This is a genomic window from Nonomuraea sp. NPDC050556 (assembly GCF_044457355.1).
Classification (GTDB): domain Bacteria; phylum Actinomycetota; class Actinomycetes; order Streptosporangiales; family Streptosporangiaceae; genus Nonomuraea.
Map to the genome: position 1 here is coordinate 1,557,295 of NZ_JBITGU010000001.1, position 13,094 is coordinate 1,570,388.

The 13,094-nt window shown below is 71.8% G+C and carries 15 protein-coding genes; 5 read left to right on the forward strand and 10 right to left on the reverse strand.

Features of this window, described 5'->3' with window-relative positions; translation table 11 throughout:
- Window positions 1-132: 132 nt before the first annotated feature.
- The 4 genes from ACIBG8_RS07945 to ACIBG8_RS07960 all read right to left on the reverse strand — a co-directional run bounded on the left by ACIBG8_RS07945 (window position 133) and on the right by ACIBG8_RS07960 (window position 5,487).
- On the reverse strand, window positions 133-1,092 hold the full coding sequence (locus ACIBG8_RS07945; RefSeq protein WP_397341835.1) for a hypothetical protein: 960 nt from the start codon (window positions 1,090-1,092) through the stop codon (window positions 133-135).
- A 237-nt stretch (window positions 1,093-1,329) separates the two neighbouring features.
- Window positions 1,330-1,959 carry a response regulator gene (locus tag ACIBG8_RS07950; protein WP_397341836.1) on the reverse strand — a complete coding sequence of 210 codons (630 nt, stop codon included), beginning with the start codon at window positions 1,957-1,959 and terminating at the stop codon, window positions 1,330-1,332.
- Window positions 1,956-4,139 (reverse strand): sensor histidine kinase, encoded by a 2,184-nt coding sequence (locus ACIBG8_RS07955; protein WP_397341837.1) that lies wholly within the window; start codon window positions 4,137-4,139, stop codon window positions 1,956-1,958. Before ACIBG8_RS07955 ends, ACIBG8_RS07950 begins: the two co-directional genes overlap by 4 nt.
- 10 nt (window positions 4,140-4,149) lie before the next feature.
- Window positions 4,150-5,487 (reverse strand): APC family permease, encoded by a 1,338-nt coding sequence (locus tag ACIBG8_RS07960; RefSeq protein ID WP_397341838.1) that lies wholly within the window; start codon window positions 5,485-5,487, stop codon window positions 4,150-4,152.
- A 108-nt stretch (window positions 5,488-5,595) separates the two neighbouring features.
- On the opposite strand from ACIBG8_RS07960, the gene ACIBG8_RS07965 reads away from it, so the two are divergent.
- Both ACIBG8_RS07965 and ACIBG8_RS07970 read left to right on the forward strand, forming a co-directional pair.
- Window positions 5,596-6,192 (forward strand): TetR/AcrR family transcriptional regulator, encoded by a 597-nt coding sequence (locus ACIBG8_RS07965; RefSeq protein WP_397341839.1) that lies wholly within the window; start codon window positions 5,596-5,598, stop codon window positions 6,190-6,192.
- On the forward strand, window positions 6,189-7,220 hold the full coding sequence (locus tag ACIBG8_RS07970; protein WP_397341840.1) for a P1 family peptidase: 1,032 nt from the start codon (window positions 6,189-6,191) through the stop codon (window positions 7,218-7,220). The genes ACIBG8_RS07965 and ACIBG8_RS07970 overlap by 4 nt, the downstream gene beginning before the upstream one ends.
- On the opposite strand, the gene ACIBG8_RS07975 is transcribed toward ACIBG8_RS07970, so the two are convergent.
- Both ACIBG8_RS07975 and ACIBG8_RS07980 read right to left on the reverse strand, forming a co-directional pair.
- The gene (locus tag ACIBG8_RS07975) at window positions 7,185-8,033 is read right to left on the reverse strand and encodes an arginase family protein (protein ID WP_397341841.1); all 849 of its coding nucleotides are present in this window, start codon (window positions 8,031-8,033) and stop codon (window positions 7,185-7,187) included. The genes ACIBG8_RS07970 and ACIBG8_RS07975 overlap by 36 nt on opposite strands.
- A gap of 6 nt (window positions 8,034-8,039) precedes the next feature.
- Window positions 8,040-8,438 carry a hypothetical protein gene (locus tag ACIBG8_RS07980; protein WP_397341842.1) on the reverse strand — a complete coding sequence of 133 codons (399 nt, stop codon included), beginning with the start codon at window positions 8,436-8,438 and terminating at the stop codon, window positions 8,040-8,042.
- 118 nt (window positions 8,439-8,556) lie between these two features.
- Here ACIBG8_RS07980 and ACIBG8_RS07985 point away from each other — a divergent pair, with 118 nt between their 5' ends.
- Complete coding sequence (locus ACIBG8_RS07985; RefSeq protein ID WP_397341843.1) at window positions 8,557-9,117, forward strand: TetR/AcrR family transcriptional regulator C-terminal domain-containing protein; 561 nt, start codon at window positions 8,557-8,559, stop codon at window positions 9,115-9,117.
- Window positions 9,118-9,361: 244 nt separating this feature from the next.
- A complete protein-coding gene (locus ACIBG8_RS07990) occupies window positions 9,362-9,553 on the forward strand; it encodes a DUF5999 family protein (protein ID WP_397341844.1) in 192 nt (63 codons plus the stop codon).
- 9 nt (window positions 9,554-9,562) lie between these two features.
- On the opposite strand, the gene ACIBG8_RS07995 is transcribed toward ACIBG8_RS07990, so the two are convergent.
- On the reverse strand, window positions 9,563-10,159 hold the full coding sequence (locus ACIBG8_RS07995; protein ID WP_397341845.1) for an alpha/beta family hydrolase: 597 nt from the start codon (window positions 10,157-10,159) through the stop codon (window positions 9,563-9,565).
- 82 nt (window positions 10,160-10,241) lie between these two features.
- Between ACIBG8_RS07995 and ACIBG8_RS08000 the strand changes: the two genes are divergently transcribed.
- A complete protein-coding gene (locus ACIBG8_RS08000; protein ID WP_397341846.1) occupies window positions 10,242-10,598 on the forward strand; it encodes a hypothetical protein in 357 nt (118 codons plus the stop codon).
- On the opposite strand, the gene ACIBG8_RS08005 is transcribed toward ACIBG8_RS08000, so the two are convergent.
- The 3 genes from ACIBG8_RS08005 to ACIBG8_RS08015 all read right to left on the reverse strand — a co-directional run bounded on the left by ACIBG8_RS08005 (window position 10,558) and on the right by ACIBG8_RS08015 (window position 13,010).
- A complete protein-coding gene (locus ACIBG8_RS08005) occupies window positions 10,558-11,427 on the reverse strand; it encodes an alpha/beta fold hydrolase (protein WP_397341847.1) in 870 nt (289 codons plus the stop codon). The genes ACIBG8_RS08000 and ACIBG8_RS08005 overlap by 41 nt on opposite strands.
- Window positions 11,428-11,459: 32 nt before the next feature.
- Entirely contained in the window at window positions 11,460-12,266 is an 807-nt protein-coding gene (locus ACIBG8_RS08010) for an alpha/beta fold hydrolase (protein ID WP_397341848.1), read from the reverse strand.
- A gap of 66 nt (window positions 12,267-12,332) precedes the next feature.
- Window positions 12,333-13,010 (reverse strand): alpha/beta fold hydrolase, encoded by a 678-nt coding sequence (locus tag ACIBG8_RS08015; protein ID WP_397341849.1) that lies wholly within the window; start codon window positions 13,008-13,010, stop codon window positions 12,333-12,335.
- Window positions 13,011-13,094 lie beyond the last annotated feature (84 nt).

Sequence of the window (13,094 nt, forward strand, 5' to 3'; positions counted from 1 at the left end):
GCCGACGGGGTAGACGGTGGAGTTCTGGTTCAGCCTGAAACACTGGCCAAAACTGAAAGCGCCATTCCTCCAGACCTGAAGGCAGTGAATCTTCCAGGTATTCGGGGGTTGCGCCGGCCCGACTACTGCCCCTTACTTGCCATTCACGATGTTCATAGCGTAGGTACTGTGCTCCGCGATCAGCGGCGGCATGCAGGCCCTTGGTCCCGATCTTCTGGATGTACACCTCATGGCGGAACTGCTCCAGCTCCTCATCCCGTATGGCCAAGGCGGCGTCAGCAAGGTCGAACTCGGAGGCTCCGAAGATCTGAGCCATTCCTGAGGACCCCACCCCGAATTAGGGACGACGCACTGCTTGATCCGCGCGATGAGCGCTTCGGCGTAGCGGTGGCGGAGGTCTTGTGCCCTAGAGTCGATCACGTGCGCGTTCTTCGTGGAGTTGTCGCCGCATTCGTCGTCTATGTCGTCGCAATGTTCGCGGTCCCCGGTGGGGATCCGCTTACGATCATGATCGCTTGGGCTACGGCCCTCGGGCTGCTGTTCGCTATCCCTCCCACCCGGCGTTTGATCATCGGGCGGAACCGCAGCTGAACACTGGCAGAGGCCGTCAGCGGCACTTCTCTCGGGAAGGGCTGCAAGGAGTTGTTGGGCTCGTGCACGAGCACAGCGGCCGTCCTCCAGCCAGCCATGGGTTTGGCAGCTGCCGTGGTGGTCGAAGTGGTCGCACGGGTTGGGGTCGTGCAGCTCAGCGAGCAGCGCGAGCAGCTCCTGATGGTGATCAGGGAAGACGACGACCAGGCCCGCCTCGTCGAGGGCATCGCAGGCGGCCGATGTCGCGTGCCCCGCGACCTCCGACGGGTCGGTCGGCCCGTCCTGGAGGATTTCCGCGATGCGCAACTCGATCCGGTCGTAGACCGAGCTCCCTGCGGCCTCGAGGATGGCTTCGCGGACCTCCCAGGCCCGATCGGGCTCAATGTGGACGGCGACAATCCTGTCGTCGGTGGTGAGGACGCCGAGCACGCCGTCGTAGTCGACGGACTCCACGGTCAGCTCGTCGCCGTCGCGGTCGGTGTACTGGTAGATGTCGCTCATGGCGCTCCAGGGTAGAGATGACGATGCCTGGCACGTCGAGGACGTACCAGCGCCGCAGCAGACTGCCGCCGTCGGGCAGGACGGTCCCGATGGAGACAAAGGCGATAGCCGACTCGGTCAACCCGAGCAGCTCCAGCGCGTGGGCGCGGCCCTCTGGGGTGAGGCGGAAGGCGCGCGGGCGCACGCCGAGGGTGGGCTCCGGCGGGGCCCTAGGTTGGAGGCGCCAGCCGCGTTGGGTTAGCCGAGCCCCGCCTCGCGGGCCCTCACGATGGCGGCGGACCGGTCGGCCAGGTGCAGCTTGGTCAGCACGTTGGACACGTGGTTGCGCACGGTCTTCCCGCTCACACCAAGCCGCCGCGCGATCGTCGTGTTGTCCAGCCCCTGAGCAACCAACCCCAGCACCTCGTGCTCCCGCTCGGTGAGCTGCGGAAACGGCGTGGCGGACACAGCACGCGCGAAGTGCGCCAGCAGCCGCGACGCCACCCCCGCCCCGAACACCGCCTCCCCCCGGGCCACCGCCCGCACCGAGGCCACGATCTCCTCGCCACCGGCCCCCTTGAGCGCGTACCCGTGCGCCCCCGCCCGCAGCGCCGCCAGGACGTTCTCGTCGTCGTCGTACATCGTCAGGATCAGCGCCCGCGTCGGCAGCCCCTCCGCACGCATCCGGGCCGTGACGGTGAGCCCGTCACCTGCGGGCATGTTCACGTCCAGCACCGCCACGTCGGGCCGGTGCTCGAGGGCGGCGGCCAGCGCCTCGGCGCCGGTGGCCGCCACGGCCAGCACCTCCATGTCCGCCTCGGCCTGCAGCAGCGCGCGCAGGCCGGACACGAACACGGGGTGGTCGTCGGCGACGATCAGCCGGATCATCCCGCCCCTCCCCTCCGCGTCGGCAGGAACGCCCTGACCAGCGTGCCGCCCTCGGGCGGCGAGCCGATCGACCACTCGCCGCCCACCTCGGCCGCCCGCTCCCGCATGGAACGCAACCCCACCCCCGGCGCCCGTGCCGGGTCGAGGCCGCCGCCGTCGTCGCGCACCCGCACCTCCAGCCCGCCGTCCGCCATCGTCATTGTCGCGGTGCAGCGGGTCGCGCCGCTGTGGCGTGCCGCGTTCGTTATCGCCTCGACGGCGATCCGGTAGGCGGCCGTCTCGACGGCCGCGGGCAGGTCGGGCAGCTCCTCCTCGGCGCGCACGTCGATGGACATGGCGCCCTCCAGGGACGCGGCGCGCGACCTGAGCGCGCCGACGAGGCCGAGCTCGTCCAGCGCGGGCGGGCGCAGCGCCTCCACCAGGCGGCGCACGTCGGCCAGCGACGCGCTCACCTCGACCGCGATCTCGTCCAGCAGGGCCTTGGCCGCCGAGTCGCCGGGCACCGCGCGGGCCGCCAGCCCGGCCTTCAGCCCGATGGCCGCGAGCGACGGGCCCAGGCCGTCGTGCAGGTCGCGGCGCAGCCTGCGGCGCTCGTCCTCGCGCGAGGCGACCACCTCGGCCCTGGACCTGACCAGGTCGTCGTGCAGGCGCACCGCCTGCACGGCCGTCCCCACCTGCTGGGCCAGCGACGCGACCAGGCCGAGGTCGACGGGGTCGAGCGGGTCGTCGGCGCCGCGCGCGGAGACCCGCAGGTGGCCGACGAGCGTGCCGTGGTAGCGCAGCGGCTCCAGGTGCACCTCGCCGACCGGCGTGCCGTACTCGGCCGTCCTGCCGTCGACCAGGTCGATGCCCGCGTACGGCACGCGCAGCGACCGCGCCACGGTCTCCACCACGGCGGGCAGCACGTCGTCGGGCAGCAGCACCGCCTGCAACCGAGCGCCGAGCCTGGTCATGGCGCCCACCGGGTCGTGGCGGTCGCCGTACATCACCCGGTTGACCGTGCTCTGGGCGAGGTTGCGCAGCGGCGCGAGCGCCAGTGCGGCCCCCGCCGCGGCCAGCGCCGCCGCCATCGTGCCCGACAGCCGCAACCCGCTGACCAGCAGCGCCACCACGGCCGCGTACCCGGCGACCAGCGCCGCGATCACCATGGCGTACACCAGCGACCTGTTGGCCAGCCGTTCGATGTCGAAGAGGCGGTGCCTGCGCAGCGCCACCCCGATCCCGGCCACGAACGGCAGCCCGGTCAGTCCGAGCGCGCCCCACGGCAGCGGGTGCGCGCCGGTGATGAGCTGCGGCACGTGCCATCCCGCGATGCCGAGCACGGCGGCGACCGCGCCGCCGCCCAGCAGCCAGCGCATCCTGGCGCGCATCAGCGGGTCGCGGTTGGCCCGGTAGCTGATCGTGCCCCACACCATCGAGGTCAGCAGGGACAGCGCCACGACCGCTGTCTGCCCGGTGTGCAGCAGGCCCAGCCAGCGCAACGCGTCGGGCGCGGCCAGGGCGGCGAGCGCGGCCCACCCGGCCATCACGGCCAGGGGCGCGGCGTAGAGGGCGGCGGTCAGCCGCGGCCGGGGTTCGCGTGCGGTGAACGCGGTGGCGAAGGCCAGCAGCGCGCCCCAGGCGACGGAGTAGGAGACGACCGCGTTCAGGTGGAACAGCCACAGCTGGGGCCCGCCGGTGGCCAGGGCCAGGGCGGGCAGCCCGGCGGTGACGGTGAGCGTGCTGCCCAGCAGCCCGGCCGACAGCACCAGCAGCGGCGCGGCGGCGGGCTCGTCCGGCCGCCGCAGGTACAGGGCGGCGGCCAGCCCGGCCAGCGCCAGGACGAACACCAGGTTGCCCCAGCTCTCCACGAGCATCGGGGCGGGGTCGGACCGCTCGGCCCGCACCGCCACCGTCCTGCCCGCTTCGTAGGCGAGGGTCGTGCCAGGGGCCGGGGGCTGGACCGTGCCGAGGCCGTCGGCCAGCCGCCTGCCCGCGACCCCGGTGACCAGGTCCCCGGCGCGAAGTTCCCCGGGACGGGGAGCCAGGACGTCCACCACGACGCCGTCGAGGTGCCAGGTCGCCCCGCCCAGCCGTACCACGGTGCCGTCGGAGGGAGCGTCCAGCCGTACGGCTGTCGCCACCACGCCCAGCACCACGAGGGCGATCGCGACCGCCGCAGGAACCCATCGACCGGCCACGCCCCTATCCTCAGTCCTCCGGCACGGGATCGGGAAGGGTGAACCGCTCGGCACGGCGCGGATAGAGGTACACGGCGTAGTAGACGTAGCCCGCCGCCAGGATCCCCAGCGTCGCCGCCATCGGCACCCAGTCGGCCACCAGCGTCTGGTAGGCCACGTAGACCATCATGACGATCACCACGACGGGCGCCAGCGGCCACCACGGCATCCGGTACTCGCCCCGGTCGGTCAGCCCGCGCGCCCGCCCGACCAGCGCCGACAGCGCCACCAGCGTGTAGAGCGCCACCACGTTCGCACCCGTGGCGATGATCAGCACGTCGAGGCTCACGAACGCCGCGACCAGCGTCGCCAGCCCGCCCATGACGAGCGTGGCCACCACCGGCGTGAGCAGCTTGCGATGCACCGAGGCCAGCGGCCTGCCGATCACGTCGGGCCACGAGCCGTCCCTGGCCGAGGAGAACAGCAGCCGCCCCGACTGGATGAGGATCGCGATCACCGCGTTGACGATGGCCAGCGCGATGCCCAGGCTGACCACGGTGTTGACGACCGCGCCGCCGTGGGTGCCCAGCACGTCGCTCATCGGCGCCTTGGCCGCCAGGTCGGGGGCGCTGAGCAGCACCGCGACCGTGGGCACCAGCTCGGCCACCACGGTGACGGCCAGCGAGACGAGGATGGCCTTGCCGATCAGCCGGCCGGCGTTCCTGGTCTCCTCGGAGAAGTACACGGCCGTGCCGTACCCGTTGTAGGCGAACAGCGCGGTTGCGGTGAAGCTGGCGATCAGCCCCCACGACACGTCCTGGCCGGGCGTCCACAACACGCTGACCGGCCGCGAGACGTGCAGGAAGCCCAGCGCCGACAGCACGACCAGGGCGGCCAGCTCCAGCAGCAGGAACACCCCGGTCAGCCACGCGTTGGCGCGGATGTTGAACACCGCGATGAGCGTGGCGGCCACCAGCACGATCAGGCCGACGGTCTTGCCGGACAGCGCGGTCCACACCACGCCGAGGTAGTCGCCGGTGCCCAGCGCGATCACCGCGACGATGAAGACGTTGCCCACCATCGACAGGGCGAACAGGGCGAACCCGGTCGGTTTGCCGAGGATCCTGGCGGCGAAGGCGTACTCGCCGCCGGTGACCGGGAAGGCGCTGGACAGCTCGGCGTAGCAGAAGGCCATGAAGACGCCGACGATCGCGCCGAGCACCAGCGCGATCGCCGAAGCGCCGCCGATCCCGGCCACGATGGCGGGCACGATGATGAAGACGCTGGAGGCGGGGGTGACGGAGGAGAGCGTGATCAGCACGTTCTCCTTGAGGGACAGGGAGCGGTTCAGGTCCTGCGCGTACGCCATGTGGCATCCCGGGGGGTGAGGGATTCTTTGGCACCTCAGCCAAAGTTACTTACCTACCCCACGTCAAGACACTTGCGTAAATTGACGGTTACGTCAAAGAATTGTGGAGTGGCTAGACCGAGAAACCAGACAGCGCGCCGCGACCAGCTCGTGGCCGCGGCGACCAGGGCCGTGCGCAGGCACGGCCTGTCCCAGGTGCGCGTGGCCGACATCGCCGACGAGGCGGGGGTGGCCCGAGGCTCCGTCCACTACTACTTCCGCGACCTGGACGAACTCCTCCAGCGCGTCTACCAGCAGGCGGGCGACCGCTTCTTCACCGACCGGATGAACGCGGCGGCCGCGCTGCCCGACGCCCGGCACAAGCTGGTCGAGTCGATCATGCACGGGCTGCCGGACGGGCCGGACGACGAGCTGGCCGTGGTGCTGTACGAGTTCGGCAACTGCCGCACCAACCCGGTGTTCACGGCGCTGTCGCAGAGCCTGTGGGACAGGCAGGTGGCGATGTACGCGGCGATCCTGGAGGTGGGCGTGGGGCAGGGGCACTTCGAGCTGACCGGGCCGGTGCTCGACCTGGCGGCCAACCTCGTGGCGCTCGAGGACGCCTACGGGCTGCACATCGTCTCGCGCAACGGCTCGCTGCCGCCCTCGCGGGCGCTGGAGCTGCTGCTGAGCTATGCCAGGTCGGCGACGGGCTGCGCGCTGTGAGGGCGCGGGAGCTGCCGATCGTCCTGGACGGCACGGCCGGGCCGTACAACGCCATCACCGACGTGCCGGGGGTGGAGGTCGGCTACGTCACCCTCACCGAGGGCGCCGCGCGCACGGGCGTCACCGCGATCCTTCCGCGCGGCAGGGACGGCGTGGCCGTCCCGTGCGCCGCGGGGATCCACGCGCTCAACGGCAACGGCGAGATGACCGGATCGCACTGGATCGAGGAGACCGGCGCGCTGACCCTGCCCGTCATGATCACCAACACGCACGCCGTCGGCACCGTCCACCGCGGCGTCATCGAATGGGCAGCCCCGCGCGTGCCCTCGCCCTGGCTGCTGCCGGTGGTCGCCGAGACGTGGGACGGCTACCTCAACGACATCAATGCCCCCCACGTGCGTGCCGAACACGCCGCCCAGGCCATCTCCTCGGCCACCGGCGGGCCGGTGGCCGAGGGCAACGTCGGCGGCGGCACCGGCATGAACTGCTACTCCTTCAAGGGCGGCTCCGGCACGTCCTCGCGCCTGGTGTCCCATGCCGGGGACACCTACACCGTGGGCGCCTTCGTCCAGGCCAACTTCGGCAGCCGCCGCGAGCTGACCGTCGGCGGCGTGCGCGTCGGCGAGCACCTGCTCGACGACGACCCCCTGGGCGCCTGGCACGTGCCGCCGGGATCCGGCTCGGTCATCGTCGTGCTGGCCACCGACGCGCCGCTGCTGCCCGGCCAGTGCAAGGCCCTGGCCCGCCGGGTGCCGCTCGGGCTGGCCAGGACGGGCACCACCGGCAGCCACTTCTCCGGCGACGTGTTCCTGGCCTTCTCCACGGCCGACACGGGCGAGCCATCCGACGACTACCAGCAGCTCCGGTTCGTCCCGTGGGGCCGCATGGACCCCTTCTTCGACGCCGTCGTGCGGTCGGTGGAGGAGGCGGTGCTCAACGCCCTGCTCGCGGCGCGCGAGATGACCGGGCGCGACGGGCACCGCTCCCCCGCGCTACCCGTCGACCGGCTGCTCGACCTGCTGGCCTAGCCCTTCGACCAGGCACCGCGCGAGCGTACGGCCCGCGGTGCCGTCAGGGTCGAGCGCCGGGTTGTAGATGGCGACGTCCAGCGCGGCGGCGGGCAGCAGGCTCACCAGCTCGGTGAACTCCGCCGCGCTCAGCCCGCCGGGCAGCCGGTAGTCGACGGCGGGCATCAGGTCGTCGTCCAGCACGTCGGCGTCGATGTGCAGCAGGAAAGGGCCGCCGACGCGGGCGAGCGCCCGCCTGGCGGTCTCGGCCACGCCCAGCTCGCGCACCTGCTCCAGAGTGATCACCAGGGCGCCGCTGTCGGCCACGAGCTCGCCGGTGTCGCCAGGTTCGTCCGGGTCGCGGTGCCCGATGAGGGCGGCGCGCTCCCCGGTCACCAGCGGGCCGCTCCAGCCCAGCGCGCCTTCGCGATGGAAGGCCAGGTAAAGCTCGCTGTCGGAGGCCTGCCCGGTGGGCGAGCCGGCGGGCGGGTAGAAGTCGGTGTGCGCGTCGAGGAACACCAGCCCGTGCACGCCGCGCTCGCGCAGGGCCAGCAGGGTGCCGAAGATGACGCTGTCGTCGCCGCCCAGCACGATCGGAAACCGTTCCGAGTCGAGCACCTCACCGACGACGGCCGCCTGCTCGGCGGCCACCCGCGCCAGAGCGTCGCGGTTGAGCAGGTCGTGCTCGCGTTCGTGCCGGTACGGCGGAGCCTCCACCACAGGGCCCAGCTCCGCGCCGAGCCCCTCGGCCAGCCCCGCCTCCAGCAATGCGTCGCCCAGGCGCTCCACCCCGGGCACCAGCCCGAGGTTGGTCCGCACCCGGACGATCACCATGGTGGGTCAGGCGGCGGCGGGCACCGGGCGCGGGACGCGCGCGATGCCGTTGAGCCTGTTCTCCTCGCGCAGCGTGCGCAGCCTGTCGACCTCGGCGGTCCACAGCGCGCCGTCGGGCGTCGCCTTGGCCTTGCGGCGGCGGATGCGGTCGTCGTAGGCGTACACGCCGAACGTGGCCCGCTGCCCCGCCTCGGCGGCACGCAGCGCCTCGGTGAGCGCCTCGTCGAAGGCCAGCCCCCCGGCGCGCAGCTCGATCTCGTCCACGTCGGAGGCCAGCAGGTCGCGCAGGACCAGCTCGGCCGCCCTGGCCCTGGCCAGCAGGTCGGGGAAGCTCTTGGAGATCTCCTGATCGGCGTGGAAGCGCACCTCGGCCTCACGGCTCACACGCGGACGGAAAAATGCCATCGACAGCTCCCTTTCACTCGTTACCAGCGGAAGCCTACGCCGTTTTCGATCGCGATCTGCACTCGACCCGGCGAGCCGCCCTTTACAAAGTAATGTAACGGTTGGCAAGATGATCACCATGCCCGCCAAACGACCGCCCGTCCCGCTCTCCCGCGAGCGCATCATCGACGCCGCCCTGCACATCGCCGACGGCCAGGGCCTGCGCAGGCTCACCATGCGCAGGCTGGGCGACGCGCTGGAGGTGGAGGCCATGGCCATCTACCACCACCTGCCCCGCGGCAAGGAGGCGCTGATGGACGCCCTGGCCGAGCACGTCACCGCCATCCGCGTCGCCCGCGGCGCCACCTGGCAGGACACCGCCCGCGCCTGGTGCAGGGCCAGCAGGGAGGCGCTCCGCGAACACCCCGGCGTGCTGGCACTGGCCCTCACCAAGCCACCTAAAGGGGGTACGGCTGCCGCCGTGACCGAGCAGATCCAGCAGCTGGAGGACGGCGGGCTGGACGAGGCGGCGGAAGCCGTACGGACGCTCCGGGCCTTCGTCTTCGGGGCTGTGGCGGTCGAGGTTCAGCAGTCCGGGTGGGCCGATCCCGAGGTCGACACGTGGACCAGGCGCGACCAGCGGGCCGACGCCGACTTCGAGCGCGGGCTCGACGCGCTGATCCGCGGGCTGGTGCCGTAATCCATCGTTTACCACTCTGTCAGCGTGTTGAGGTTGGACCGTTATCTAGCATGAGGCACCCTGTGTCATAGGTCACACGACCCCCTGGCTCTGAAGGATCACCCTCTGCCTCCTCCTTCAACCGTCCTAACGGGCTATGTCGGAAAGTGTGACGTAGATTGCACACTTGCTGAGAACATCACCCGAGCGTTCCCCTTGAGTCGTTCCACGGGGGAGCCGTCCACGAGATATCGGAGGCACGCCGATGTGCCCGCACGACCCGGCCTGTCCGCCGGCTGATGCGCCCGACCGCGAGGCCGCGCGCACCCTGGCCTGCCACCCCGAGCAGGGGTGGAGCCTCCTCTGCAATGGCGTCGTCCTGTTCGAGGACACCGGAGAGCTGTTGCCGAGCGGCATGAGCATCGCGCCGCACCGGCCCGCGGTCGGAGCCGCCTGAGCTTCTCCTTCAGGGTCTCGCGTAGCCCGCGATCCACTCGGCGACGATCTCCCCCACCCGCGCGGGGTCCTTCTTCAGGTCATGCCCCTCCCCCGGCAGGACTACCAGCCGGGTGGTGTCCCCCTCCTCCGGTACGCCGAAGGGGTCGCGGTCGCCGTTGACCACCAGCACGTCGACGCCCGCGCCGCGCAGCTCGTCCGCTCTGGAGCGTTCCGGCCTGCCCGGCGGGTGCAGGGGGAAGGCCAGCGCCACCACGGCGCTCGCGCCCACGGCCTTGGCCGTACGGCAGGCCACCCTGGCCCCGTTGCTCCTGCCGCCCTGAACCAGCGGCAGGCGCGGCCACCTGGCCCGCAGCACCGCCAGGACGGCGGCCCACGCCTCGTCCTGGCGTTCCGGCGACCCGGGGGCGCGCGCCCCGGCCAGGCGGAACGGCTGGGTCACCCGGGCCACCGTCACCTTGGCCGCCAGCGCCGCGTCGCGCACGGCCAGCAGGTCGGGCGCGTCCACGGTGCCCGCGGAGCCGTGCGTCATGACCAGCAGCAGCCTGGCCCGCTTCACCTCGTCCACCTCGACCAGCGCCGGCCCCCGCGGCGTCTCGATCTCCATGGGGCAACGGTACCTGGGGAGGATCTCGCACCTGGCTCTCAGGTGGGATGACGGCGCGCCCTTCTCATGACACAGTCGGCTCATGCCCGACATGCACCCCATCCGGGAGGATCTGCGCGCGACTCTCGACGCCCGCCGCGACCTCGGACCCGACTACGAAGCCGCGCTGGTCGACTCCTTCGCGGAGCGCCTGGACGCCACGATCGCCGCGCGGGTGCGTGCCGAGGTGGACGCGTACGGACCACGGCCGAAGGCCAGGAAGAAGTCCGACGGGGGCGGGGCGGCCATGATCCCCATCGCGCTGGGCTCGATGGCCCTGGGCATCCCCTTGACCGCGATCGCCGGATCCTATGCGGAGGGGCCGGGCATCCTGCTGGTGTGGATCGCCATCGTCATCATCAACATCGCCTCGGCAGGCGCCATAGCCTCCCGCCGCTGACCTGGACGAATGCGGTCACCTCACGGACGAAGGTCTCGGGTTCCTCGATGTGGCCCAGGTGCCCGCTGCCCTTGAGGGGCAGGAAACGCGAGCCGGGGATGCCGTGGTGCAGCATCCGGGCCCAGCGCGGGCCGCAGATGACGTCGTGCGCGCCGGAGACGACCAGCGTCGGTGTGCCGATCTCGGCCAGCCGGTGGCGGAGGTCGAAGGGTGGCTCTTCCGCGTGCAGCGGATCGGCCCAGGCTCGGATGGAGCCGCGGAGCGGGGCGAAGTCGTGTTCGCGTGCCTGGTAGTCGGCGAAGCAGGCGGGCAGGACGGCGCGCAGGGCCTCGGTCGCTGACGCGTTGTCTGTGGCGGCGAGCATCTGCCGGAAGGCCCGGAGGATGCCCGCGGGATGGCGTTCCAGGAGGGTCTGGTTCCGGAACTCCTCTCCGGTGACGGGCGTGGTGCTGTAGAGGATGAGCCCGGCGAGGCTGCCCGGATGGGTCAGGGCGTAGGTCTGGGCGACGAGGCCTCCGTGGGAGTGGCCCAGCAGGAACACCTCCCGCGCGCCGAGGTGATCGACGAGGGCGCGCAGGAGGCCGGTGTAGGTGCCGACGGTGTAGTCCCGGGGGGTGGCCAGGTGCCCGGAGCCGCCGGTCCCGACCGGTTCCAGGTAGAGCAGCGTCAGGTGCCGCTCCAGTTCTGGCATCCGCAGGTACTCCCACCCGATCCCCGGCCCGCCCGGGTGCATCAGGCAGAGCGGGCCGGAGCCCGCGACGTGGTAGCGGTGCGGGATGCCCAGCAGGGCCACGGTGTGGGTGCCTGGCCGCAGGGGCTCGCGGGACATGGGTGTCGTCTCCTCGCCGGGGGAAGCCGGGGTCAGTCGACTGCTTGCGCGGCGTCCTTGATGATGCGGGTCACCAGCCGAGGCTGGCTCATCATCGGCACGTGGGAAGCGGCCGTCTCGTAGACCGTCGACCTGGCGCGCTTGTACATGTAGCGCTCCAGGGCGGGCGGGATCGCCTTGTCCTCCTTGGCGACCAGCGCCCAGGAGGGGATGGTGTGCCAGGCGGCGCCGGTGGTGGTGTCGGTGAAGGAGGAGGCGGCGAAGGGCCGCTGGGTGGCCTGCATGAGCCGGGTGGTGGAGGCGGGCAGGTCGGCGGCGAAGGCGGCCCGGAACCTGTCGGGCCGCAGGTACAGGTCGACGCCGCCGGGATACGGAACCTCCTTGACCGAGGCGGGGATCTCGGTGCCGGGGTACTTGTTGATCAGGGCGCCGAGCTGCTCACCCTCGTCGGGGACGAAGGCCGCGATGTAGACCAGGGCCTTGACGTTGTCGACGCCGACGGCGGCGTTGGTGATGACGGCTCCGCCGTAGGAGTGGCCGACCAGGACGATCGGTCCCTCGATCGACTTGAGCACGCTGGTGATGTACGGCGCGTCGACGGGCAGGCCGCGCAGCGGGTTGGCGGGGGCGATGGTCTTGTAGCCGTCGGCCTGCAGGCGCTCGATCACGTCGGTCCAGCCGGAGGCGTCGGCGAACCCGCCGTGGACCAGCACGATCGTGGGCTTGACGCCGCCTTCGGCCGAGGCGGCCGAAGATGCGGAGGGTACGGCGAGCAGGGCGGCGGCCAGACCGGCCGCGGCGCTCGTGAGCAGCAGGCGGCGCGGCGAAGCGGACTTCATGGCGGATCTCCGAACGTTGAGGGGTGTGCCGCCCGGCCCGCGCGGGCCGGGCGTGATGCGTTGAAGTCAGGCGGCGGCCTGGCGGATGAGGTCGGCGACCCCGGTGGGCTGGGAGACGTACACGGCGTGGCTGCCGATCACCTCGACGGTGGTGGCGCCCGCCCGCTCGGCCATGGCCCGCTGGGCGGGCGGCGGGATCATCCGGTCCTCGGTCGCCACCAGATACCAGGCCGGCTTGTGCCGCCAGGCCGGCTCGGTGACCGCCCCGCCCAGGGCGTCCACGCCCCACGGCACCTGCGCGTCGGCCAGGAACGCGCCCTGCTGGGCCGGCAGGTCGGCGGCGAAGGAGGCGTGGAACCTGTCCCTGTCGAGGAAGAGGAACCCGCCGACCGGCGGGAGGATCGGCGGGACGGGTGCGCCGGGCGGCGGGTCGGCGATGAGGGTGTTGACCGACTCGCCCTTGTCTGGGGCGAAGGCGGCGATGTAGGCCAGCACGCCGACGTTGGGGTGGTTGCCTGCCTCGCTGATCACCACCCCGCCGTAGGAGTGGCCCACCAGGACGGCCGGGCCGTCGAGACCGTCGAGGACCTGGTGGGTCGCGGCGACGTCGCCGGCGAGGGAGAGCGTGGGGTTCTGCACGATCCGGACGGTGAAGCCGTCCCTGGACAGCTCGTCGTAGACGCCCTGCCAGCCGGATCCGTCCACGAATCCGCCGTGCACGAGCACGACGTTCTTGATGGTCATGGTTGCTCCTGACCTGGATGAATGGTGCCTTGTGTGACTCCATCCAAGTCGCGGGCACCCGGCCGGGACCATGCAGAACAGCAG